Origin of the sequence: Runella sp. (genome assembly GCF_965279615.1) — a bacterium.
Lineage (GTDB): Bacteria > Bacteroidota > Bacteroidia > Cytophagales > Spirosomataceae > Runella.
In genome coordinates this window covers 6,974,549-6,999,456 of the sequence record NZ_OZ257252.1, presented here as the reverse complement: position 1 = coordinate 6,999,456, position 24,908 = coordinate 6,974,549, and the positions used below count along the sequence as shown (strand labels likewise).

The following is a 24,908-nucleotide window of genomic DNA, read 5'->3' as shown; positions in this document are numbered from 1 at the left end:
AAGAAATCAATGATACCGGTCAAAATATTCCTGCAAAGTCATTTTGCGCGGGGTAAACTTCTCGGTAAGTACATGCAGTTTTTTGATCCGGTCAAGTCGAAAATACCGAAATTCATTACGCAAACGGCACCACGCCACTAACAGTCAATTCTCCTGTGTACTTAGTAATGCAAAGGGTTCGATCAATCTGCTCGTGGCATTGTTTGCTTCATTGATGTATTCGATTTTTGTCAGGCAAAAATTGGTAAGCGCAAATTGCAGTTCAGACAAATTATTGCTGTTTCTTTCATTGTTACTATTTTGACTGAATCGGGTTCGTTCGGCAAGCAGGTTCGCTTTGTCTTTTATCGTATGGCCTAATACCGCTTTGATCTTCTCGATAGCTTCCGAATAATCTTTCACAAAAGAAGCATCCTTGTTTTTCAGCACTAGTTGTTCGGCAAGGATCAACGCGTTGGCTTGGCTTTCGGTAAACATCACAGGAGGGATTCTATACCCTTCCATCAATGTATATCCTTTCCCTTCTTCTGTCAGGATCGGAACACCTGCCTGTTCCAATGCTCTTATGTCTCGGTAAATTGTTCTGACACTTACCGAGAATTTGTTGGCAAGTTCCGTGGCCGTCAAAAGGCGTTTTGTCTGCAATTGGGTTAAAATTGCCGTCAGGCGCGAAAGTCGTTTTGTGTCATTATCGTTCATTCGTCAAATGTTTCAGCGTCGATTGGGTTATAACGGGTCTGTCTAAAGTAGCGCCTAACCGGTAAATATGCGAATGGTTTGTCGGATTTTAATTTTGCAAGTTTCCAAAAATAACTGACGCTTGTGAAAAGCGCCTTAAATGCCTGTTTGGCGGCCGCTTAGGGTAATTGTCCATATTTTGTCCATCACCTTTCTTAGTTATTCAAACCGGTGCGATGTACGTTTGACCGCTGATCTGATTGGCGTTGTTATCAAATCAATACGTCATTAAACCCAAAATGATTTTTTAAAAATCGTATTTAACGTAATCTCTACTCATAAATAAAATCGCTAAAACAATGAAAAAACCAGTCTTGGTCGGTCTTCTTGCTGTTTGTTCGTACCTGAGCAATGCTCAAAATGTAATTGATGTACCGGAAAACAAATCGGTCACAGAGAATGGAATAGAGTACAGCTATACCATTAGTAATGAACGTGATGAAGAAAGTTACTCCCGTTATGAAGTAACGATCATGGCCCAAAATAAAAGCGGCTGCCAATTGATCTATCTCAAAAATGACAATCTGTTAAATTTGTTTGACAGCGACCCTTCCGCCATTGCTCGGTTTGAATGCCTGAATGCAACCGGCAAACGCCTTACCTCAAAAGGCGCCAACTTGAAAGCGCGCCCGTTTTATGTTCCTTACAACCAACCCGAAAAGAACGCTGAAGGCAAAACTGTGTATCGTAATGTGCGGGTTCAGGGCGGTTTTTTACTCAAAAACGGCGGCAGTGTTTCAAACGATCTGATCGTTATTGTACCTAAAGGCGAACGGCCCCGTTTTAAGATCAGAATTCAAAATTTCACCGAACTTACTGCTGAATAGTTACCCTGTTTTTTATTTTATCACCCTATTTAAATCTTAACGTTATTTATGAAGTCCATCTGTTTACCTGTGGTCATTATTGTCTTATTTTTTACGAAAATAAATGCCCAAATGGGGCCTCAACCCGCTTCTGTCAAATGGAAATACATTGAAAACAATAAAGTAAAAGTCATTTTTCCGGAAAACACCGACAAAGAAGCCACGCGCATTGCGGATGTGGTTACGTACATCAACCAAAAGGCAACGGCATCGGTCGGAAACAAGAGCAAGAAATTGTCTATTTTGTTGAACACTAATAATGCACAGGGAAACGGTTATGTTGCCTTAGCGCCTTTTCGAAGCGAGTTTTATGCCACCGGTTACCAGGATTTCAATCAATTGGGCTCCATGAATTGGTTGGATGTGCTCTCCATTCATGAATATCGCCATGCCCTTCAATTTACGAATGCCAATCGAGGTTTTACCAAGCTTTTGTATTTGCTTCAGGGAGAAACCGGTTGGAGTTTGGGGTCTAATCTTTCAATACCTGATTGGTATTTTGAAGGAGATGCCGTCTTGTCGGAAACCATGCTGACAAATGCCGGCCGAGGCAGAACGCCAAGCTTTCTGGAAACCCAACGGGCACTGTTGCTCAGCGGAAAAAATTACACCTATCTACAGGCCCGCAATGGCTCTTATAAGAAGTTACTGCCGGATCATTACCCGTTGGGCTACGCCATTCTCAACTACGGTCGTAATCATTTCGGGCCCGAAATGTGGCCAAAAGTGTTGGCAGATGCCGGAAGGTATCGCACCGTTTTGTATCCTTTTGCGGGGGCATTGAGACGTCAAACCAAGATGGGAACGTATAAAATGTACCGACTTGCGTACCGGGAAATGAAAGACAATTGGGAAAAGGAACTGAAAACACTGGAACTGACACCCACAAAACCACTTACCAAGCTGCCAAAAAAGACCGTAACGAGTTATTCTTTTCCTCATTTTTTGGAAGATGGAAGCCTTATCTATCTGAAAAGCAGCTACAAGCAGCTCCCGGGGCTGTATCAACTGAAAGACGGTAACGAGAAGTACATTACCTCTATTGGCATGGCAACCGAAGGGTATCTTGGCGTAAATAACTCGAAAGTCAGTTGGACAGAAATGCGAAAAGATGCGAGACGAGATGCTGTTGTGTACAGTGTTATTATGACGTATGATCTGGAAACCGGCCGAAAAACAGAAGTAACGCATAAAAGTAAATTTTTCAGCCCGGTGTTTTCCTCTAAAGGAGATAAAATTGTGGTGGTAAAAGCGGATGAAAATATTGTCAATCAGATCGTGTTCATTTCGCCGTCTGATGGAGCTATCATTGGCTCAATTCCTAATTCACAAAATGACTTTGTAGTCTATCCTAAATGGACTACCGACGATGCCGCGATTGTCTATCCGGCTAAACGAAACTCCAAAGTTGCGCTTCTAAAATATGACTTAGCGACAAAAGCAACCACAGAACTAACGCCTTGGACTACGCATACCATAGGCGCGCTGTCGGTCAGTGCCAAAAACGTGACCTTTACTGCTTCGTTCAGCGGCATCAATAATATTTATGCCGTGAGCCTGAACGGAGATAAGCAGATCCGTCAGCTAACATCGGTAAAAATAGGTGCCACCATGCCGGCTGTTTCAAAAGATGAAAAACTGCTTGTGATGACCGAAATGACCGCTATGGGTAAACAACTGACGCAACTTGAAATCCAAAACCCCAAGACCATTGCGGTTTCGGAACCGGTCGATATGAGCCGTTATCAGGTTAAAACTACCGAAACTGAGAAAAACATTTTGCCGACCATCGCTGAAAATAAGTATGAAGTGAAATCTTATAAAGGACTGTTGCGAGGCGTAAAGTTGCACAGTTGGAACATTGGCTCTGATAACAGAAACATAAATGTATCGGTTAGAATGGGCAATATTCTCAATGATTTCTCAGCAATAGTGGGAGGAAGCCTTAACTACAATGAAAAAACGGTCAAATTTTCGGGTGGGTTAGATTATGGAAAGTATTTCCTGCCCATTTCATTCAGAGTAAACACCGGTGAAAGAGCAAACACTACGCTTTTGCCCGACCAAAAAACCTTGCGCACTCGTTCGTTTAAACAAAAGGATATCAGCGCCGGACTTTCATTGCCCCTTAGTTGGATCAGAGGAAACTATACAACGGGTCTAAGACTAAGTTCTACTTTTTGGAATATTTCTACTTCCGATTATAAATTGGGCGATGTGGCGGAAAATAAATCCCTCAACTTTAACGCTTTACAGTTCGGTCTGAATTTTTCCAACATTCGCAGAAAGGCCTATCAAAATACAAATACGAAGTGGTCGCAAACGGTGGGAATTTCTTACGAAAAGTCGATCAGCACCGTAAAAGCCGAACGGTTGATCGGTTCGGTCGGATTTACTACGCCCGGTCTTGCCAAAAACCATGCGTTGGAACTGACGGCAAAAGGAAAAAAAGAACTGATCACCAATGACTACATTTTTGAAGATCAATTCTTTCATGCCAGAGGTTTTTTGGCAGCGCCAAGCGATGTAGAAACCGTTGTTTCAGCCACTTACAGTTTACCGTTGTTTTATGTAGACCGAGGCTTTGCCGGAATATTCTTCGTGAATCGGGTAAGAGGCAATGTATTTTATGACATCGGAAATCTTGAACGAAAAGCTACCAATACCAATTTCCAACAAAAATCGTACGGCGGAGAGCTTATTTTAGACATAAAACTGCTGAATTTAACTGCCCCGATCGGGTTTGGTTTCAGAAATTCATATTTATTGACGACAGACCCGTTGAGTCCAACGACGAAGCAACGATTTGAGTTTTTTGTCTCCTCAGATCTGTAACTTTTCAAAAAGTAATTTCATTCTATTACCCAACCTGCCCAAGTATGATTTGGGCAGGTTGTCTTTTTTATAATTATAGGCACAAAGCAGTTTCCGGCATACTGTTTTTAGGTTTAACAGGATTCTTTTTACTACAAAGAAAAAGACCTTTAACCGTTTCTTTTTTTAAAATATGGTTCTTAAAATCAGCTTTTCGGCTTTTATTTTTTTCTTTTTAGGGTTCATTGGTGCTTTTTCGCAATCAGAGACCGAAGATTCAATCGCCTTTTTTAAAAATCGATTGGCCACTCAAACCAAACTGGCAGAAAGGGCGCAATCGCTCTCAAAACTTTCCTGGTTTTACAGTACCAAAGGCGATTCTCAAAAAGCAATGCAGGCGGCATTTGAGGCCATTTCGCTGTTTGAAAAGGGGAAAGATTATGAAGGCATACGATTGACTTACAATACCCTCGCTCAGGTTTTTCAGTTTCAGCATAATGAAGCCAAGACTACTTATTATACCAAAAAAGCCTTAGAATATGCTCTTTTAAGTAAAAACCCTTCGGTAATTACCACTGCCACCATGAACTACGCGGTGAGCTTGTCCGATGAAAAAAAATTCGATGAATCATTAAAAATCTTTGGTGATGCGTTGGCAATAGCGATAAAGAATAAAGATACCCTCAATATTTTAGGAATACAGTTAAACATTGCCAGTACATTATACGATAAAGGCGATGCGGTCGGTATCCTTAAACCGGCTGCCGCAGGGCTTGAACTGGCCAAGAAAACCGGCAATACAGAAGCTACTTTAAGAGGCGAAGCGATTGTAGGCGCCGCCCTTATCAGACAGAAGAAATTTGAAGAGGCCGATGAACATTTCAAAAGGGCGGAGGCATTGTTGCCCGAAGTAGGCTCGGCGTATTATGACCGACAAATGGCTTTTATACGCACCGAGTGGGCCGCTATGCAGGGAAAGTACAAGGAAGCGTTTGGTTTTCAGCAGAAGTTTTATGAATTGGACACGCTGATGGCAAATACCGAAAACAAGCAAAAAGTAGCCGAGTTGGAAACAAAACTTCGAACGAACGAAAAGGAACTCGAAAATGCTACGTTGCAAAGTAAGCTTACTCAACAAAAATGGTTGCTTGCCGGCGGCTTAGTGCTGTTAGGACTGCTCATCCTTATCTTTTATCTACAGCGAAAAAGCCTCGTTCAAAAAAACAATTTGCTTCAAACCCAGCATAAACTTTCAGAAACTGAGCTTACGTTGGTCCAAAATCAGTTAGAATCTTTTGCGAATATTGTCAGTGAAAAGAACAAGCTGATCGGTCAGTTTGAAAATGAGATCAAAGACTTGCGACTGAAAGATGAAGCTTCGGGCCATGTACTGCTTGAGCAAATCAACCAAGCCCGGATCATCACCGACGACCAATGGCAGGACTTCCGACTGAAATTCGAAAAACTCCATCCGCAGTTCATCACCCGCCTTCATCAAAGAAACGCCAGCCTGACCGATACCGAAACCCAAATGGCGTGCATGATTCGTCTCAATTTCTCCAACAGTCAGATCGCCGGCATGTTGGGTATTTCAAACGAAAGTGTGATCAAAAGCAAATATCGATTGCGTAAAAAAATTGACCAAACTGACCTAAACTCTTACGTATCAGACATATAGATAATTGTCCATATTTTGTCCATGCCTGTTTTTAGCAGTTCTTCTTCCCAAGCCGTACGTTTGACATATAGATGGCAAGCACTACTTGTCTCTCCTTACTCAACGTTATGAAACAGTTCTTTTACTGCTGACGATGTAAGATCGTCAGCAGTATTTTGAGATTTAGTTTTCCCGAACCGGATTTAAAAAACACCTTCAAAGTGAAAGTGAAGATTTACGTTTGATCTTGTATAGTTGTAATACTAAAGTAGTAGTAAACGGTTTCAAAATCACAAAGAAAAACTGCTTCCTGAAAAAGCTCACAATCGTCTTGGTCATCATCGGCCGGCAAAATGTGTAAAGGTTTGATGTCTATCCGATACGTGTTTTAAAATATAGGTCAACTACCTAAATGAGCATGCCGGCAAAGTATATTATTACGAAAAGAAGCAAAGGAACGATTAGTCGGTATTTCGTACTGCGATTTTAGAGAAGCGGTTTTCTATTCATTGAACCCTATTGGGTGATAATCGTACATCTTGACCTCTTTGCCGACATTGATTCCCTGCGGTACATCTTTTACCGCTTTCGGCAGTTAAGCCCCTTCAGTCGTTATCAGAATGAAAACGGCCTTTCTTACAACCATCTCTTTTATTGGAGCAACGAGAAGAAGTGTCTCCAACTAAACCGGGGTTCATCGGTACACCTGCCAAAAACGGTTGCAAACTATATTAACAGGCCGCCAATAAACAGTTTCCCTATCTATACCCTCCTGACAATGTGGGATATATACAAGAAAACCCTAAAAATATGTAATAATTTACCCCTGAAACCGTATCACCTTTGAGGCGTGCTATATAAATTATTCTGTGTTGATTTTAAGCCGGTGTGGTAAGTAAAGGAATGATTCCTGCGTCACTTTTTTTAGCGGCCCCCCTTTTATTAAATCATTATTCGCCGGCGCTGTATGAGGCCTTAATACAATCAGTCAAAAAAGCAGACGTGGCGCAGTAAACTGTTGCAGGATATTTTTGTGATCGACCGCAGTAAATGAGCAGGAAATGGCGGAACTATACGCAATCGGGGCATGGCATTATATTCAAAAGCCTGATACGTGCGGCCACCTGAGCAAAATCGTTCAGCAGGTGTTTCAGCTCTCGCAGGAGAAAAATCTAAAACAGCCACCAAAAGATGATTTTATTCTATTCTGCCATCCCTATGTAAATCATCGCTATGAGTACCGGGGTACGATATAACTCCGGCTCACCAAACAGCCCCGGAATTACCCTGTGAGCCGGAGATAAGCGACAGAATCACAAACCGGACAATCAATCTCAAAAGTATATTCTTAATTCCAATCATACCTTACGCTATCCAAATGCAGAACCGCTCAACTCGCTCGGAAGACTTAAACAGAAAAAAAAATGAATTGGCAAAACTTTTAGGCCACCACTCCGAAGAATTCGCAAGAATTGCCCACTCAAACAATGATTTTGTAGCCAATTACTTAATTGGATTTTTAGGCGAAGGCGACCTGAGACTCTTACAGGAAAACGAGTATCTCCAAGATTTGGCGAACGGATTAGTAGCGCTTAAATGGCAATTTATCCATGGTATCAATCATGAAATTTCTTACGCTAAGTTACATACTACTCTGCCAACGACACAATTGGAATTCAATGCTGTTTTGAATGAGTTACTGTTACTGACAAAAACAGGCGACTCAAACAATTAAGACAGAATACATACGTATAAAAAAGCCTTGCCGGGAGGTAAGACTTTTATATAAGCAGCTTCCGAAAAGTTTTTTACTAACGGGGTGAAAATGCCATCTTTACTCATGAAAGGCTTGCCTGCAAAAAGTTTCCTCAAAGCTTTCTGTTGAAACTTTCATCATCGAAAGAGTCCTTTTGCATGTTTGCGTTATTATATGTAAAGTTATGAATTCGACTTTACGGACGCCGTTAAATGGATACTCCCAATAATGAAATAAACCTGTTATTGTCCTTCTCATCCGTGGCGGTCAATTTGTGTTGGCCGAATTAAAATCAGGAACCGCTTTGCAGAAATGCATGTCATTTTTTTACCTCCGGGGAAACGACGATGAAATCATACTTGTCAATAATTTGATACGTATCTTCTGTCAGTGTTTTGTCGTTATTGTAGCGAACTCTAAGGGGGCGTAAGTCGACCAAGACCCACTTTTCTTTATCGTATAATTTCAAAAACTCTTTCGGATAGTCACTTTCGGCACTCTCAAAATCATCGATGATTTTTCCATCTTCTGTCGTGTATCTCAGGATGAAATAAATATTGGTGAAGTTAGTTTGGTTATGCTGAGACAATTCATAGACCGAATTTCCAATGTCGTACAGGTGCGTCATCAGGTTTAAGCCTTTAGCTAAATGATTCGCCCCCATTTTGAAAAACACCTTCTCGTTTTTTGATTTGGCAGAGTCATAATAAGCATAGAAATTCTTTTTCATCAATGCCGCTCGCATTAATGAATTATCTTCATAGTAGATCGTTCGGGATAGTTTAATATCATCCAATACCCGTTTATAATTTTCCTGCGGAATCCCGTTTCGTAAACTGTCCAGCAATTTAACCTTGGGCATCCACCATTTGGCCAACAAACTGTCTCGAACGGCCTGATATGCTTGTTTTATCTTGGGTGATTGCGCATTATAGACTCGGTTAATCCCGTAAGGGAAAGCCATTTGAAATTCCTGGTCTATCCCCCAAATTGTGTACTTATATTTTTCTGCAGCAGCCAACATCAGGGCATCTTCTCCGGTCTTGAAGAATGGAAATGTCCCATAGGTTGGATGATCTTTAGAGACGGCAAGCAAGCTGTCATAAGGGTTTTTACCGGCTGCAATCCGCATTAATTCAGAAGCGACAAACGGACTTACTTCGACACACCAATTCTTAAATCCATGTTTGGATGCAGCTTCAAGTGCATAGGCGGATAGCCGGGATAACAGTGTTGAATTATGGTATTCACCCCAAGCCACAAATTGATTATCGGCAAATTGTTTTTCCAGAATTTCCCAACCTCGACCAATCGGTTTTTGCCCGTTAAATATGAATGAACTTGTGTTCCCGGACAGGTATTTATTGAATTTTGCAGAATCGCTGAGGGCTTTTTCTTTCTGAGCAAAACAGGTAGTTACAGTCAGCAAACTAACTATTGGTAGAATTTTCTTCATATTGAATTTATGATATTACTCACTTAAGATAAATGTAAAGACCTGAGGGTCATTGGCTATTTTCTGTTTATACCGATTGATTATTAACGGTACAGTTAACATCCCTGACAAAATACCTGTTACAATGACTATATTTTTTTTCTTCCTGATCAAATCTTCTGTTGTCAGTTTTTTAAAATTTTCGTTTTTCATTTTGTGTCTATTTTGTATGTTTTCTTATAATTACAGCCCGCAATTCTATAGAATATTCAAAAGGCGTTCTTTAGGGTTGCAGTTGTCTCTATACTCTACTCAGTAAAAATTCATTATTTAAGTTCCTGAACGTTTTTCCCGGACTTTAAACTGTCTGTGTTACAGGGACTGAGATTTATTTAAAACAATTTGGAAAAGGCTATAATCACCCAAATCATCAGCCAACAAAATAGGTAATGCAGCAGATAATATCTAAATGGCATTAAGGTCACAAAAGCAGGCTAAATATATACTAAAATACTTTTAAGCGGCTTTGTTGTTCAAATTTTTCCGGGTTTAAGATTGTGTTTGGGAATTGAAACTGAGGGAATCGTACCACCTTTGCAGTGGGATTTATAGCGTATATTTATTAGCCCACCTTTACAAAATAAACTTCCCAATAAAAAACAGCTTATAGATTAAGAAAGCGACGGGGCACCCCTTTAAACCGTCAATCCATTTTTTTACGTAGTGATAATAGGATACCTTTATCATACTCATGGCTAAGGCAAAAAATCTTCTATATTACTATCCAAACGTTCGTTTAAAAATGAATAAAGTAAGTACCGAATCTTTAATGTGTTACAATAATTAAAAATATTATATTTCCTAAAATAAAACCCTTATTGATCTTTGTGAATCCGGTAATATATCTAAATATTTGTATAATAAGGTCTCCTCAATTTTCCTGAATTACTCTAATGGGTAAAAACCAGCAATACTTACATTCTAACAGTTTTCTAAGTTTTTGTTTTTTTCTCTTTTTAAGTGCATTTTCTTCTTACATTACTGTTGTTTATGGTCAAAATTTTATCTTAGAAACCCAGCTTTATAGTGTGAAAGAAGGCTTATCACACCGACAAGTCAATGATATTTTAGAAGACAGACAAGGATTTATTTGGATTGCTACCTCCTCCGGGTTAAATCGTTTTGATGGATATTCTTTTCGAGTCTGGGGGCGGGAAGATGGACTTCATTCAGATCAGATTAATAATATCTTTGAAGATGCATATGGGTTAATTTGGGTTTTCTCTTCTACTCACGTAGAACTCATTGACCCCGGAAATAATAAAGTCGTTCCATTTTCTGAACATTATGGCAATAAAATACCCAATGGATTTAATGATAAAGTTAGTAAACCTATATTAACCAAAGATTCTACTTTTTACTGGGCCACCCATCATGGTTTCATTACTTTTCACCCAAAACATGGCTTCCACTCAGTATCGATCAAATCTCATTTATTAGACTCAACTGCGACTTTTTCTTTAAATTTTGTATCTGAAAAAAAAACGGTTTGGGGACTTATCAGCGGCGCCAAAGGACGCAATATCATTGAAGTATCTCCCACCGGAACTCTCTTGCAAAACATTGAAAACAGCTATGGAGAAGTTGTTTTTGTCCGTTCCGGCCGAAACTCAGAAAACCTTCACCACTATTACAACTCTACAGATGAACGTACTCATACCGCCGTTTGCGTAAGTATCAGTCCAAACAATAAGATTCAGATCATCCCCTCAAACAAAGTCTTACCTGGTTTTGATTATGGATATTATTTAACGGCGCTTGCTCCATTAGATAATGGAAGATTGGTGGTCTCCGACTATGGTATCCATGCAAGAGACAATAAAAACATTTTATTAGATTACAATAAAATTAAGGAAGGTCTAAAGGAAAGACCCAGGGCACTGCTGATTGACCGATCACAGAAGGTTTGGTTGGGTACTGACTATGGTTTACTACTTATCAATTTTCACAAGAATCGTTTCAAACGCTATCTTTTTAATACTGATACCTCAAAAAAAGGGATTGCCTGTCGTGGTATACTGGAAAAAGGCCAAGAGCTGATTGTTCAAACAGAAGGAGAAATTTTCAGCATTGAAAAAGCATCGGGGGCTATTAAAAAACTTCCGGTAATGCGTCGGTATTGGTATGCAATCGCACATGACACAACAGAAAATATTTTTTCAGGATGGGAGTTTGGCTTAGAGCTTTTACGTATTAACCCAATAACCGGTACAATCACTTTTAGTACTTTAATAAAATATCCCAACTTAACAAAGGAACAATTTGGCTTTGGTATATCAAGCAATGGTCCCTTAAAGTTTCTCTACATCCCATGGACTATTTTCCCGGATAATAAGCATCACCTATGGATTGGCACTTTTCGAAACGGTCTTTATATATATAGCCTTGTTACCCGACAACTCTACCCTTTTTCAAAATACAATGGTTTCGATGAATTGAAAACAGCCGGCATCGTTTCTATTCAATATGACAATGAAAACAATATTTGGTTATGCGCCACGACAGGTCTGTATCTTATAGATCTAAAAAAAGGTGTTTTGGAAAGACATTGGTCAGGCGGTAAAGGCTCTTTTTATCTGCCCTATGATAATATTTACCATTTTTACCAAGATACAGAGGGCGTGTTTTGGCTAGCGACAGGCGGAGGCGGGCTCATTCGCTGGGATAAAAAACGCAGTACAACTCAACAGTTTTCCAGAAAAGCAGGTTTGCCTAACAACACTCTTTATGGCGTCTACGAAGATAATTATAAACACCTTTGGCTACCGAGCGATTACGGCATTATTCAATTTGATAAAGACAGGGGAAGAACTCGCCGCGTCTATCTCCCTGAAGACGGAATTACACACCCTGAATTTAACCGCATTTCTCACTATAAAGGGATTGATGGCACGTTATACTTTGGTGGCTTAAATGGTGTTACTGCTTTTCACCCAGCCGATTTTTACGAAAGAGGAGATGAAAAAAAAATATCATTAGTGGTGACAAATTTCCAACAATTCGATGGCACAACTAACAAATTAATAGATAGAACCGGCGAGTTACTCACTACCAATGAAATCGTTTTAAACCCCAATGACCGTTTTTTAAATCTGGAATTCGCCCTTTTAACCTTTAACCAAGTTGATAAAATTCAGTACGTTTATAAAATTAATGGTATAGATAACGATTGGAATTATCAAAACGAGCCGAATGTACGCCTTTCTCGCTTACCTTATGGTACTCACACCCTGCACATCAAAGGCCAAGCTGCTAACGGTTTTTGGGGTAGCAACGATTTAATAATTAAGATTCGTGTACTTCGTCCGTTTTATCTACAGTACTGGTTTTTGATCTCCGTCCTAGTATTTACTTTAGTAACCATTCGCTCCTTTTATCAATGGCGAACGCGTGAATTGAAGCAAAATCAACTAAGACTAGAAAAAGAAGTAAAATTGCAAACGCAGCAAATTTGGAGTCAAGCCGAAAAACTGCGCCAATTAGATACTCTAAAAACTCGTTTTTACACCAATATCACCCATGAATTTCGTACGCCCTTGACGGTTATTATGGGTTCGGCGACAGAAATTGAGGAATCAGAGAAAACAGCACCTTTTTCCTTGGCGTCCTCTGCCGCCAAGCTGATTCAACGCAACAGCAAAAATCTCCTTCGGCTCATTAACCAAATGCTCGATCTTTCAAAACTTGATTCGGGGATGCTGAAAATACATCTTGTGCAAGCTGATGTTATCAATTATCTACAATACCTCGTCGAATCATTTTATTCTATGGCTTTGGAGAAAAAAATAAGTCTCGTTTTTTATCCGGAAACGCCGACATTGGTGATGGATTTCGATGAAGAGAAAATGCAAATCATCGTCTACAACTTGCTTTCCAATGCTCTCAAATTCACTCCGGAAGGTGGAGAAGTTGCATTATATGCAATACAGATACAAGAAAAGGCAATTTCATTTTTACAGCTAAAAGTACGCGATACGGGAGTCGGCATTGCCCGGCAAGAGCTAGGGCACATTTTCGACCGCTTTTACCAGGCGGATAATTCAATAACCCGCACAGGAGAAGGCACAGGTATTGGGCTCGCACTCACTAAGGAATTGGTCGAATTGCTGGGGGGAAGTATAACAGCAGAAAGTACACTAGGTAAAGGTGCTGAGTTTACGTTACTCTTACCTATTTCACAAGTGACCAAAGAACAACAAAGAAATCCTCACATTGAACAAATCGTTGCCATAGAGTTTTTATCTGCTAACCCTCCGGAAGTCGAAGTAATCAATGAATTATCTGTTAATTCAGGCAGACCTTTAGTGCTCATCATTGAAGACAATATTGATGTCATTACTTATCTCAAAGGAATATTGAATGATAATTATAAAGTTGTTATTGCTACAAATGGAAAAAGCGGGATCAGCCAAGCAATGGAAACCATCCCCGACATCGTCATCAGTGATATCATGATGCCGGAAAAAGACGGCTATGAAGTCTGTAAAACGCTCAAAGAAGACGAACGAAGTTCTCATATTCCTATTATTCTTTTGACGGCAAGAGCAGCACAGGAAGATAAAATAAAAGGTTTACGAGCAGGCGCCGATGCTTATTTACAAAAGCCATTCGATAGAAAGGAATTGTTTGTATTGCTGGAAAAACTAATCGAATTGCGCAAACGACTCCAACAGCGGTACGCAGCAATTACCTCTTCTGAACTAAAGCCAATTAAGGATGAACCAATTGTTCCGACGTTGGATGATATTTTCGTGCAAAAAATTATCCAAGTCATCGAAACACAGCTAGACAATCCTGATTTAGGCGTTGAACAACTATGTATCGCTGTAAACTTGAGCCATACGCAAGTCTTCAGAAAATTGAAGGCACTTACAGGTGAAAACCCCACCTTATTTATCCGAAAAGTGCGCTTACAAAAAGCCCAATTTTTGCTTCTAAAAACAGGGATGAACATCTCTGAAATCGCCTATGCTACCGGCTTTTCTGACCCTAATTATTTTTCGAGGGTTTTTCACGAAGAATTTGGCAAAGCGCCGAGCACCTTTCGTAAATAGCTGAATCCAATACTTTATTTTTATTTTTCTTCTATTGGCATATTCTGAAGAGGGTATTTTCAAAAATGCAATCTCAGTCCAGACATTTGCAATCTGAGTGCAGGGCCTACTTATGGAATCTCTATACTTTTGATTCGATAAATTTCTGCGTCAAAAGGGAAGCGGTTATTCATTACAGCTTTACGTCTTTAAAAGAAATTCTTCTAAGACTCACTATGATTAAAATTTTGTAATGAGTGAGAACGTGAATAGAATTTGAAATATCTGTTGATATAACTGGTCCTATAAAACAAATAGAAAAAGCGTTTAATAAATTGATAGAGAAAATATTTTGGCAAGATACGTTTTAAAAGATATAAAAATGGTATCATCTATGAATCTAATCATTAATAATCTACCTAACTCAGGAGCATCTGATGAGCAAGTTTTTGTTTGCATTACCGGACACAATCCTATAGATGATTCCTTTAGTTATTATGATTTTGATCATTGTATACCGGTTCCTAACCACGTTATAGGCATTACCTCAAAAGCGCTTAACAAGATCAGTATACCCATTAAAGTTCCTTCCCTTAAAAGCGCAAGAATATATTTAGCCATAAACAGTGATTTCATCAATATGACTGCATCAGGCCTCTCTCCCAGCAAGGACTATGAGCAGCCTGAGAATAACATTTTATATGATAAAATTGAATTTGACACGTCAACAGATAATTGCATTATCAATCCGACATCGGTAGATTTTTATGGCTTCTCATATACCGTGAGTGTCATACCGATTGGAGAAGTCACACCCAAAACAGTAGGCATTACTACCGGCCGAACGAATATTTTTAACGCCTTTAAAAATATTCCCGCAAACGATTCCGGCCCGTTTTCCGGCAATACGGCTATTTATCAGCAACTCTTTGTTTTTAATGAAAAAAATGAGGTAGTGCGTTTATTATCACCTAAAACAATGGCCTATTCCGATTGGAATCAAGACCCTACAAAGCGAGAACTGTTTGCTCAATACTTCACTCATTATTTTGACGATTATATAAACAATAGATGCTTTATCCCGGGACGTAAATTTAGTTTTTTCAGTAAGGATTTTATTCCCGATTCACGCAATCCGGTCTTTTTTGGAAAGATAAGCGATGATGGGAAAACATTGCTTCTTTTTGCCGATGAGCCACTTTCCGAGCCCTACCAACCTGTTCCTTTCCTTATTAATCCCAGCAGTCCCCGGTTGAAACTCCCCGGTGGTCAATACCACAATGTTGTAGGGAATGATCCGACTACGATTGACTGGGGATATCTAATCAGCGGCAATGTTATCGCAGGCAGTTTGTGGAGCTCTGACCCTGTCACCATCGCCATTTTGGTCTCAATTTGCAGAGGAGTAATGCACCTTGATAAAGGTCATATTGATTGGATAAACAGTTCAAATTATTATAAGAACGATGGGGCAGTCGAATTTTATTCAAAACTATTACATGAAAGTGCACAAAACGGGAAAGTCTACGCTTTGTCGCTGGATGATGTGTATGGAAACGATCCCACTATTAGCTTTCAGGCCGAGTCTACTGTTACAATCAACCTTAATTCGCTTGAACCGGTAAACTTTTCATAAACTCATCAGATATTTTTGATTACATACATTTTATTCTCAACATTTTAAACAACAAATTATTATGGCTTTAAGAAGTTACTTAGTCAGCGCTCCGGCTAATTTACTGGATGCCTCTTCCTATGCTGAGGAAATTTTTAAGTTATCCGCCGAAGCGGGGGCAATAAAAAATGTACATAGTGCCTTTAATTTAAAGGCCACCCCTTCAGCTACAACCGTTGCAAGCGGAGCCAGTTCTGATGATCTCAACACGCTTTTAAACAATGTTGGAACAGCGCCCGGTGCAACTACAGTGGTTACAGTTCCAGCTGCACCGGTTACTGGCGATGCTGCTCTTGTTCAAAATGTTCAAACTTTGGACTCCTACATCGCTGTTCTCACTGCACTTGTAATGTATAATTCTCACCCGCAAATGTATGACCTTTCAGATAAACAGCAGGCAGCACAATTCGTGATTGATTTAGCGAATGCAAGAAATTTTGTAGTTACAGGTGGAACAATAAAAGCAATCCCAATGTACTTGCCAATGGGTGAAGCATCAACACAAACAATTAATAAATCCACTACTTCAGCTGATCTTCATCTCGACCTTTTAACAGCGATGTTTGGTTCGTTGGGATTACCTGCTGCGGTTTTAACTGAAATGGATGGTATTCTTACTGAAGTGGCGGATTCTTTAAAATCCCTTCAGCTGACATTTACAGATCAAACACAAACATTGAACCATCTTGTTAGCTTTTACCATCTTGTGCCGGTAACCGGGTCTAATCCGGTAATTAATCAGATGAATGTAGATTTTATCTATATTCAAATGGAGCAAAATTCTTGGAAAGCCTCGATAGGGAAGTCATCAATCTCAAATTTTAACCTTAATGTTACAATGACACGTACTACCGCTACAATGAGTGCCGGTATCGTTGCAGCCAACACTTCCAATATTGTTAATTCCTTGATGCAACTGACCACAAATGATGCAACTACTATTTCCAAACTCACTAAAATGAAAGGAATTAAAACTTAATAATTGAGTTTTAAAGTAAAATTTTAATTCAAACATTATAAAATTAATTATTATGGGAATTAGAGTTGATTTTTTAATTAAACATGTTCGCCCTTATGGGACGGATGCATTTGTAATGTTAACAACTCCTGGTCCTGGATCACTTACACAATGGCTTTTAGATAATAACGTACCTCAACAGCAAATAAATTTTGCTTACAATTTATGGGCCAGTACTACTGAACTTGATATAACACCTCAAACATTACCACAGTTTGTTCAGTCTGCGCAAATAATTTCCGAAGCCCGTTGGAGCGAGTTGTATCCTACAAGTAAGTCAACAATTATGTTTTTAAACCAGCCTTTGATAAAGGAGTTGAGTTATCGAAGCCAACAATATAAAGGACAGGCATTTGAATTTGCCCCTTACGAAGTGATTCCTCTTGCAGTAACAATATTAAAAGGATCAAATCAAGGTTTAATCAATCAAAATGTCACAGGAGCGAATCTGGCCTCAGACTCTAACGGTTTATGTTATCACTTTGATAGCCTTGTTATTTAACAGAGGTTTTACAAATTCTTGGGGTGCCTTTTAGAATATTCCTCAATAAATTAGTTTCATGGAATTTAGGTCACTTGATGGCTTAAATTCCATGTTTTGTCCCGAATGTTAGTAAGCTGAGGTGGTCTGGTTTATCCGGGCATATTTTAATTTAGAGTTTTATTGAAATTAGCTTGATAATACTGTTTTTCAAAATTAATTGGCGATTGGTAAACAATAGCCGAACGTAAACGCTGGTTGTTATAATAGCCGTCAATGTAATTAAATAGCTCAAGATGGGCATCCTCCAGGTTTTCAAAACAATCACCTTCCAGCAGTTCGGCCTTTAAACGACTGCGTCGGCAGTCCGATCCATAAAGATTCAGCATAGGCATCGCACCAATTTCTATGGTTAAAGCAAAAATATAACGAAAATTATACGACTACTCTCGTTTAAATCATGAACTGTGTTCAAATGCAAGCATTCAATCGAAATTTTGGTTGATAATTATCATTATAATCTTCATCAAATCGAACTAATGCGAAAGCTTGGCGGAGTAACTTGTTGGCAACAGCAATCAGAGCTAATTTAGATGCTTTACCGGCAGCTTTCAGACGCTGATAAAACTCTCGACACGCTTTATTATAACGGATTGCTGACCAACTGGCAACATATAATAAACCACGCAAATCAGGATCTCCCGTTCGACAAATACCGCGATGAGTAGCCATTTTACCTGATTGATAAGTAGTAGGGGCAAGGCCAATAAATTTGGCTAATGCTTTAGCCGAACGGAAATCCTGAAAGCCATTTGTAGTCTCAATCAGTGCCGTAGCAACTTTATGCGAAATGCCTTTTATTGATGTTAATCGATTATACTGTTCTTTAAAATCATCCTGACATATTTGGCATACCTCCTGTTGGAGGCTGGCAATAGCAGCCTCAAAGCGATCAATCATTTCCTGTAAACTTTGCTCAGTTGATAAATCTTTAACCGGTAGGGGAGCAAACGAATGTTGTAAATTTAGAAGTATGGTGCGTTGCTTGTGATATTGGCGCAATAGTGTTCTCTTTTGTCGAAGACGCAACAGACTATCAGTAGTCATTTGATATAGAGGCGGTTGTATTAATCGACCGTATTCGGCCAATAAAACAGCATCTCTTGGATCAGTCTTAGTGACTGACAATTGCATCTTAGCGAAATTATGGCTCTGTTTAGGATTAATGACCGATACATTAATTTTTGCCTGACAAAGCATGTATGTCACCAAAACGGAATAAGAACCCGTAGCTTCCAAAATACAGTGAGATCCATTAGGTAAATGGCTTAATAAGGAATGGATACCCTCCGGTGTATTATGATAAGTGTTAATAGTCCAGCCTCCGCTCATTGTTGGCAAGGCCACTGCTAAGGTAGTTTTAGCTACATCAATCCCAATGTACTTTTTCATAAATAAATCGGTTTAATAAACGTTTAGCAAACAATGAAGAAGCGAGCAGTGAATTTTTAGACCCTGGCATAGCATACACGGTTTCAAAACCAATTGAACTGTCGAGGCTTTAAAAATTCACCCGTGCAGATCGGAACATGATTCACAGGGTTGGCTATAGAAATCGCGGATTTCCCTACACGGGTTGCTCAACTGACAGTTTAATTACGGCCATTTTGAGTATTTATTACAACAGAGTTCAAATGTACTATAGAAATCGGTCCGATCCCTTTCATAACTTGACACTAATCGTGTCAAGTTATGAAAGGGATATACAGGTTCACCATGTACGAAATCCAATGATAATTATACCGAGGATAGTTTATTTAAAACACAAAATCTCCCTTCATTTGCAGAAAGGAGATTTTGTGTTTAATGGACTCGTAAATTAGATCAATTTTGATTTTTTTACTTTGTTTACCTTAAATGGGATACAAACATTGGTTGGACAACAGGTATCGCTTGGCTCAATAATAATCGGGCAACAACCTTCTACGGGACAGGTGGAATTCGAAGCTGTAAAGCTATAAGTGCCCGTTTCGCTGAAAAGTACTTCATTGCCTTGGGCAATTACGATAGAACTCCCTGCTTTGTACCATTTTACATTAGTATACTTCTCCGAAATATTCAGTTGCACTTTCTCTCCGGCACAGAGTTTAACGGGAACCGTAAAGCACTGACGATCCAAATCATCTTCTTCCTCTTTACCATTTCCCGGTGTTGAATCCTTGTCCTTTTCATTGGTCTTGGAAATTTCGGCCACATTGAAGTGCACTCCTTCCCCGATTGCTTTGATCTTATACGTTAGTGTTACAGTATCGCCCTGCGCTGCAATGTTGCCGATAGTCCATTTAATGACACTGCCACTTAGTGAAGCACTTCCCCGACCGGCAGTAAAGCTGCCGGTGATGAATTGAACGGAGGTGGCCAGTGAATCAGTTACTTCTACACCTGTGGCGTTGGCAACACTTTCATTCCACACTTTGAGCGTATAGATCAGGGTATCTCCGATGTGGGCGATCTTCTTATTGATCAATTTTTTCAGCGCGAGATCAACTGTTACGTTACAATTCTGAACATTTACCGTTACCGCAATACGTTCGCTGACGGAATTTAAAGGACAGTTTTGATCGGTGCTTTTGGCCTGAACATAAAAAGTATCGGTGACAGCTATCGTTCCGGAAGGTTTATAGTTTATGCCGGTAAAAAGTACCGCTCCACCCGTGGGTTGCGCAAACCATTCCGCTACTGCCTGTCCAATGATCGTGGCTTTTAAGGTAGGGAAAGTATCACCTGCGCATACGGTCAGGCTTGGAGTCAAAACAGTAGGCAATTGTGGAGTACAGTTACAATTGGGTCCTGCCACCAGCGTATCGTATTTACAAACAACACTTAAGCTATCCGTAATTTTTAAACTCGCTCCTCCCGGAATACCGGTAACAGTGTAGGGATTACTGCCCGAAAGAGAACCGTTATTTACTTTAAGTATCCCAACCTGTCCGGTAATCGTAAAACTTACTGAATAAGTATTACTGCCGGGCGAGCAAACAGGCGCGGCCGATAGGGTAATAATCGGTTTCGGACAGGGGATCTGACAGACTTTAGCCGTAAGAGCAATGGTATCGCTGCATCCGTTGATCGAATATATGAAAGAATAAGTGCCCACTGATGAAAGGCCCGCAACCGCTCCCAAGTTGGTCACCGTGATTCCGGCAGGCGCTCCGACAACACTCCAGGTACCGCCTGCAGGTGTGGCTGATAGTTGAGCGACTCCGGCAGTGGTACACACTTCACCGTTTGCGGGTGTAGCTATTGTAGCGACGGGTTTGGCTTTGAGGATGACAGAAGCGGTATCAGTACAGGTCTGTCCGCCTAAAGTAACCGAATAAATAAATGTATAAGTACCCACGGCAGTTATTCCGGCGATATTTCCCGAAGCATCAATGGTGGCAGCGGCAGGGTTTCCGGCCTGCGGAGCCCACACGCCACCCGGAGTAACCGCTGTTAGTTTTGCCGAAACAGCGGGGGCACAAATCGTAACATCAGTGCCGGCATTGGGTTTAACGCAACCCGTGCAGGGCTCCACCGTTACCGCTACGGTATCTTTACAGCCATTGGCATCATAAATAAAAAGATAAGTGCCGGCAACCGTCATGCCACTTACAGCACCCAAATTTGTGATCGAAGCAACGGCCGGATTGCCCGTATTGGCGGCCCAAGTACCGCCCGCCGGGGTGAAACCGGTTAGGGTCGTGCTTGTCTGCAAGGTACCCGCCGTTGGATTGGCACATGTCAGACTCTTGTCTGTCCCGGCATTGGGCTTGGGCGTAATCGTTATGGTATGGCTTGCCGTATTACTGCAACCTGTCCCGGCATCGGTGTATTGATAACTGAACGTCAGCGAAGAAAGTCCCGAACCGGCATTCAGCGTCAGAGTAGTACCGTTTTGAGTAACAGCTCCTGCCGGTAGACCATTGGGCAGGCTATAACTGCCTCCTGCCGGAGAAGCCGTAAAGTTTACGGGCAACGCATTGGCACAAACCGTTGAAGGACCGGTAATGGACACGGATGGGCGGGGAAGGATCAAGACCAACCCGCTGTCGATACGGGAACAATTGCCGCTTGTCTGGGTATAATAAATGTAAAAACTTGCAGGAGCGCTTACTCCCAGTGCTGTCAGAGCCACTGCGCTGTTTAGGGTAGCGCCGGTGCCGGTATCCGTGATTCCGGGCCCGCTCCAGGTTCCCGTAAGACCGTTAGGGTCTGTATAAGTGGCTGTTTGGTTGACACACAGGGTGTCGGTTCCGATGTTTACTTTTGTTCCACCTGAACTGATTGTAACGGCTTTTTGATCATTAGCCGAGCAACCCGTCACAGGATCGGTATACGTATAGTTGAAACTCAGGCTACTTAGGTTAGCCCCGACCGTAATGGTGAGTACATTGCCTGATACAGTTACTCCGGTCGGAAGACCGTTATTGAAACTGCCACCTGCCGGTGAGGCGGTAAAACTGATAGGTAGTTCTGTAGAACAAATAGTGGTAGGTCCTGAAATAGTAACAATCACGCTGCTGCGGGTAATGGCGACGGTATCTGAGCAGCCGGCACCGGCCGAGAGAGTGAATAGGTAGGTACCATCAACGGTCAAACCGGTTACTGCGCCCGAAGCGTTGATGGCTGCGACGGCAGGTGTGGTTCCAAGTTGGCTCCAGGTTTGTCCTGAAACAGCGGCGGTCAATGCGGATGTAGTGGCAGGAGCACAAATTTTCAGATCCGTTCCTGCATTGGGTTTGGTACAGACCGGAAAGCCAAAATCATAAGTATAATTATTTTCACCGGCATTGCCGATGGTCAGGCTGATGGTTGGTTGTCCTCCAATGATGAAGGCATCATTGTTCGATAATGTGGTACCTGTATTGTTTACTCCCGAAGTCTCGCCCGGAGCGGGAGAGACGGTTGTCAGTGTTAATCCGGTTACGGATGGATCACTGCCTAAAGAAGTAACTTTTAAACAATAAGCGGTAGTATATTTTAACGTAACTCCGTAAATAGCGCTTGCAGTAGAAGAGCCGGCCGCCGAAGAAAAGTAATAATTCCCGTTGGCATCGGTTGTGGCGGTCGCAATGGGATTACCGGTACAATTTTCCAATAATGCGACAGTTACTCCTGCCAGCGGGGGTTCTTCAGCGTCCTGAATGCCATCACCGTCGGTATCTTTCCAAACACGGTTACCGATTTGAATAGGAGCCTCACTTCCGACAAATTCCAGGTCTCCCAATCCATTTGCCTTGCCGAAACCGCCGGCAAAGATTTGAAAGCGTCTTGCGCCGGGAGCTTCTCCGGTCTTGTTATTGAATTTTCCAATTCCTCCTGTATTTGGCTCAATGGGGTCCAGAAATGTCGTAATCACTTCCCCTGAGCCGGGCCAAAAAGTAATTCCTCCCTGAGAGGATTCTTTATGAAAACCCAGTCCTTCATTGTAATATTCCCCACCTCCGGGACCTTGATTATTGCCGGCGCTTGCGGTTGTAATCCCCCCCGAAGTACCGTTGCTCTCCAAGATATATCCTCCGTTGCCGTTCGGGGCTGCCCGAAGCAAATCACCGCCTGTTGAACCTACACCGATGTATCCACCTCCTAACGGGCTGTTATTGCCAAAACCTACCTGATTCCCCCAGCGATCGGAAAATCCGAGAATCATGGAGCCGTCTACATCAAATTCTATATCGGTCAGCATAGGAGTAGGCCGCACAATCTGTGGACCTGCGGCCTGTGTACAAACAGGCGTTCCGGCAGGCGGGAAGGTATAATCATTGGTCCAAGGGTACCACCCGGGATACTGATCACAGGGAGCGTAATCCAATGCTTTTCCTTTTTCATAGTTTAAAGGTAAACTTAACACATTGGTAAAGGCCTGGGTTGCAGGATCGAAACGCAGAACGGAAGCACTCAAATCGTCTTTGTTTTGCGAATTGCCTGCATCGCAAACAATTCCCACGTACAATTGCCCTCTGTAATATTTTAAGCCGAACGGACGGCTTTGGCCTCCCGTACAGGGAGAAGTTACCGGCCAGCTTTGTACATCGCCGGCGGTTGGAGCAGTAGTGGGATTGTTGTCGGCATCCAGTTTGATAGCTACCAATCGGGGATCTGCTTCATTAATAACTACGGCCCATAGCGTTTTGGCATCAGTAGAGATATCAATATCACCGATCCCGACCTTTCCAATCAGATCATAGGCCAAGCTGTCCTGACTCGGGGTCGTGATACCGCCTGTAATTCCACGCGTTGCATTATCCGGAATGGTACCGACATTAATTCCCAAATCCTGTAAATTAAACAAAAGCGTAGGATTACCAGTAACAGGGTTGATTGAGAATACATTCCCAAGTCCATTGTCAGGCTTTCCGTTATTAAGCAAAATGGTGTGCCTCTTTAAAAAAGCAGAGGTATAAATGAGTTGTTTGTTTTTATCATATGCTACTCCCCAAACCGTTCCCAATTGACTCAGCGTTGCTAACGCTTCGGGATTCGGTCCTGTCCCACCAAACATTTGGGGTACTCCGGAACTGTTATAATTCCATTTTACAAATACTTTTTCACCGCCGGCGGACGCTTCATTTCCGGTTGAGTAGCAGGGTGTAAACAGGGGTGGGGGGCTGCCGTCACTATAATGGTCAGGATAGTTTATCCCTAAATTTATCCCGGAAATTCCACCCGCCGTAACATCCACAAATTGGACACTGGTATTGCTGCTGCTGCCAATGGCTCCGTCAAAATCTTTCCCTGCGAAATCTGTAAATTCTACCCTGTATTTGCCGCCCGTTGCGGTAGCCAGCGTATAGCTTCCGTTTGTTGCCGTAGTGGTACTGACAGCAGAGCCGACTTGGTTATAAGCGGTAACTTTAACTCCCGCAACCCCTGTTTCCACAAAAACAGAGGTGCTGTCTTTTACTCCATTGGCATTAAAATCGCGAAAAACGCTACCGCTGATTTGGGCATGGGTATTTAAACAAAAAGCTAACCCCAAAACAACAGTCAGTAAATAAAATCCTGTAAATTTTTTCATAATTCATTGAAGATCAAAGCGTATAAAATAAACTGATCATATGTCTTTTGTCTCACTATATCTCATTTCAAAACTCCGGCTGAAGCAGCAAACAAAGTGATATAACACTTGTTACAAAAATTTGATTATGTCGAGTTAATCGGTAATGAAGAGATTGCTGCCATGAGTGTAGGAAATTAGATAGTTACTCAAAAAATTTGATGGGAATTATAGCTTACTCCGGCACCTAGCAAAATATACCGGATTTGTCTACCAATGTATCTCAACAAACTTCATGCGTTCATGAGACAGCAGGCCTTAAGAAGTGACAACTCA

General features: G+C 41.3%; 14 protein-coding genes and 1 pseudogene. 9 read left to right on the top strand and 6 right to left on the bottom strand.

Annotated features, from left to right (window positions below):
- Window positions 1-6: 6 nt before the first annotated feature.
- Window positions 7-699, bottom strand: a pseudogene (locus ACQY73_RS29405) (helix-turn-helix transcriptional regulator).
- Between the two features lie 338 nt (window positions 700-1,037).
- Here ACQY73_RS29405 and ACQY73_RS29400 point away from each other — a divergent pair.
- The 5 genes from ACQY73_RS29400 to ACQY73_RS29380 all read left to right on the top strand — a co-directional run bounded on the left by ACQY73_RS29400 (window position 1,038) and on the right by ACQY73_RS29380 (window position 7,810).
- On the top strand, window positions 1,038-1,565 hold the full coding sequence (locus ACQY73_RS29400) for an ABC transporter permease (RefSeq protein ID WP_428657745.1): 528 nt from the start codon (window positions 1,038-1,040) through the stop codon (window positions 1,563-1,565).
- A gap of 48 nt (window positions 1,566-1,613) precedes the next feature.
- Window positions 1,614-4,439 carry a hypothetical protein gene (locus tag ACQY73_RS29395; protein WP_428657744.1) on the top strand — a complete coding sequence of 942 codons (2,826 nt, stop codon included), beginning with the start codon at window positions 1,614-1,616 and terminating at the stop codon, window positions 4,437-4,439.
- Between the two features lie 172 nt (window positions 4,440-4,611).
- Window positions 4,612-6,096, top strand: coding sequence for a hypothetical protein (locus tag ACQY73_RS29390; RefSeq protein ID WP_428657743.1), 1,485 nt, complete (start codon window positions 4,612-4,614; stop codon window positions 6,094-6,096).
- A 1,040-nt stretch (window positions 6,097-7,136) separates the two neighbouring features.
- Window positions 7,137-7,331 carry a hypothetical protein gene (locus ACQY73_RS29385; protein ID WP_428657742.1) on the top strand — a complete coding sequence of 65 codons (195 nt, stop codon included), beginning with the start codon at window positions 7,137-7,139 and terminating at the stop codon, window positions 7,329-7,331.
- 122 nt (window positions 7,332-7,453) lie between these two features.
- Window positions 7,454-7,810 (top strand): hypothetical protein, encoded by a 357-nt coding sequence (locus tag ACQY73_RS29380; RefSeq protein ID WP_428657741.1) that lies wholly within the window; start codon window positions 7,454-7,456, stop codon window positions 7,808-7,810.
- 340 nt (window positions 7,811-8,150) lie between these two features.
- Here ACQY73_RS29380 and ACQY73_RS29375 read toward each other — a convergent pair whose 3' ends face one another.
- Both ACQY73_RS29375 and ACQY73_RS29370 read right to left on the bottom strand, forming a co-directional pair.
- A complete protein-coding gene (locus ACQY73_RS29375) occupies window positions 8,151-9,287 on the bottom strand; it encodes a hypothetical protein (protein WP_428657740.1) in 1,137 nt (378 codons plus the stop codon).
- 15 nt (window positions 9,288-9,302) lie between these two features.
- Complete coding sequence (locus ACQY73_RS29370; RefSeq protein ID WP_428657739.1) at window positions 9,303-9,479, bottom strand: hypothetical protein; 177 nt, start codon at window positions 9,477-9,479, stop codon at window positions 9,303-9,305.
- A 740-nt stretch (window positions 9,480-10,219) separates the two neighbouring features.
- Between ACQY73_RS29370 and ACQY73_RS29365 the strand changes: the two genes are divergently transcribed.
- The 4 genes from ACQY73_RS29365 to ACQY73_RS29350 all read left to right on the top strand — a co-directional run bounded on the left by ACQY73_RS29365 (window position 10,220) and on the right by ACQY73_RS29350 (window position 17,554).
- Window positions 10,220-14,380: an ATP-binding protein gene (locus ACQY73_RS29365; protein WP_428657738.1), complete on the top strand. Its 4,161-nt coding sequence runs from the start codon at window positions 10,220-10,222 to the stop codon at window positions 14,378-14,380.
- Between the two features lie 331 nt (window positions 14,381-14,711).
- Window positions 14,712-15,995, top strand: coding sequence for a beta-1,3-glucanase family protein (locus ACQY73_RS29360; protein WP_428657737.1), 1,284 nt, complete (start codon window positions 14,712-14,714; stop codon window positions 15,993-15,995).
- A 61-nt stretch (window positions 15,996-16,056) separates the two neighbouring features.
- Entirely contained in the window at window positions 16,057-17,013 is a 957-nt protein-coding gene (locus ACQY73_RS29355) for a hypothetical protein (RefSeq protein ID WP_428657736.1), read from the top strand.
- A 52-nt stretch (window positions 17,014-17,065) separates the two neighbouring features.
- A complete protein-coding gene (locus ACQY73_RS29350) occupies window positions 17,066-17,554 on the top strand; it encodes a hypothetical protein (RefSeq protein WP_428657735.1) in 489 nt (162 codons plus the stop codon).
- A gap of 146 nt (window positions 17,555-17,700) precedes the next feature.
- Here the strand turns inward: ACQY73_RS29350 and ACQY73_RS29345 are convergent, their stop codons facing one another.
- The 3 genes from ACQY73_RS29345 to ACQY73_RS29335 all read right to left on the bottom strand — a co-directional run bounded on the left by ACQY73_RS29345 (window position 17,701) and on the right by ACQY73_RS29335 (window position 24,593).
- Window positions 17,701-17,922: an IS3 family transposase gene (locus ACQY73_RS29345; protein WP_428657734.1), complete on the bottom strand. Its 222-nt coding sequence runs from the start codon at window positions 17,920-17,922 to the stop codon at window positions 17,701-17,703.
- 82 nt (window positions 17,923-18,004) lie between these two features.
- Window positions 18,005-18,985 (bottom strand): IS110 family transposase, encoded by a 981-nt coding sequence (locus ACQY73_RS29340; RefSeq protein ID WP_428657733.1) that lies wholly within the window; start codon window positions 18,983-18,985, stop codon window positions 18,005-18,007.
- Between the two features lie 427 nt (window positions 18,986-19,412).
- The gene (locus ACQY73_RS29335) at window positions 19,413-24,593 is read right to left on the bottom strand and encodes an SdrD B-like domain-containing protein (RefSeq protein ID WP_428657732.1); all 5,181 of its coding nucleotides are present in this window, start codon (window positions 24,591-24,593) and stop codon (window positions 19,413-19,415) included.
- Window positions 24,594-24,908 lie beyond the last annotated feature (315 nt).

Coding starts and splice junctions, on each gene's coding strand:
- ACQY73_RS29400 (WP_428657745.1), top strand. CDS start 1,038: ATGAAAAAACCAGTCTTGGTCGGTCTTCTTGCTGTTTGTTCGTACCTG.
- ACQY73_RS29395 (WP_428657744.1), top strand. CDS start 1,614: ATGAAGTCCATCTGTTTACCTGTGGTCATTATTGTCTTATTTTTTACG.
- ACQY73_RS29390 (WP_428657743.1), top strand. CDS start 4,612: ATGGTTCTTAAAATCAGCTTTTCGGCTTTTATTTTTTTCTTTTTAGGG.
- ACQY73_RS29385 (WP_428657742.1), top strand. CDS start 7,137: ATGGCGGAACTATACGCAATCGGGGCATGGCATTATATTCAAAAGCCT.
- ACQY73_RS29380 (WP_428657741.1), top strand. CDS start 7,454: ATGCAGAACCGCTCAACTCGCTCGGAAGACTTAAACAGAAAAAAAAAT.
- ACQY73_RS29375 (WP_428657740.1), bottom strand. CDS start 9,287: ATGAAGAAAATTCTACCAATAGTTAGTTTGCTGACTGTAACTACCTGT.
- ACQY73_RS29370 (WP_428657739.1), bottom strand. CDS start 9,479: ATGAAAAACGAAAATTTTAAAAAACTGACAACAGAAGATTTGATCAGG.
- ACQY73_RS29365 (WP_428657738.1), top strand. CDS start 10,220: ATGGGTAAAAACCAGCAATACTTACATTCTAACAGTTTTCTAAGTTTT.
- ACQY73_RS29355 (WP_428657736.1), top strand. CDS start 16,057: ATGGCTTTAAGAAGTTACTTAGTCAGCGCTCCGGCTAATTTACTGGAT.
- ACQY73_RS29350 (WP_428657735.1), top strand. CDS start 17,066: ATGGGAATTAGAGTTGATTTTTTAATTAAACATGTTCGCCCTTATGGG.
- ACQY73_RS29345 (WP_428657734.1), bottom strand. CDS start 17,922: ATGCTGAATCTTTATGGATCGGACTGCCGACGCAGTCGTTTAAAGGCC.
- ACQY73_RS29340 (WP_428657733.1), bottom strand. CDS start 18,985: ATGAAAAAGTACATTGGGATTGATGTAGCTAAAACTACCTTAGCAGTG.
- ACQY73_RS29335 (WP_428657732.1), bottom strand. CDS start 24,593: ATGAAAAAATTTACAGGATTTTATTTACTGACTGTTGTTTTGGGGTTA.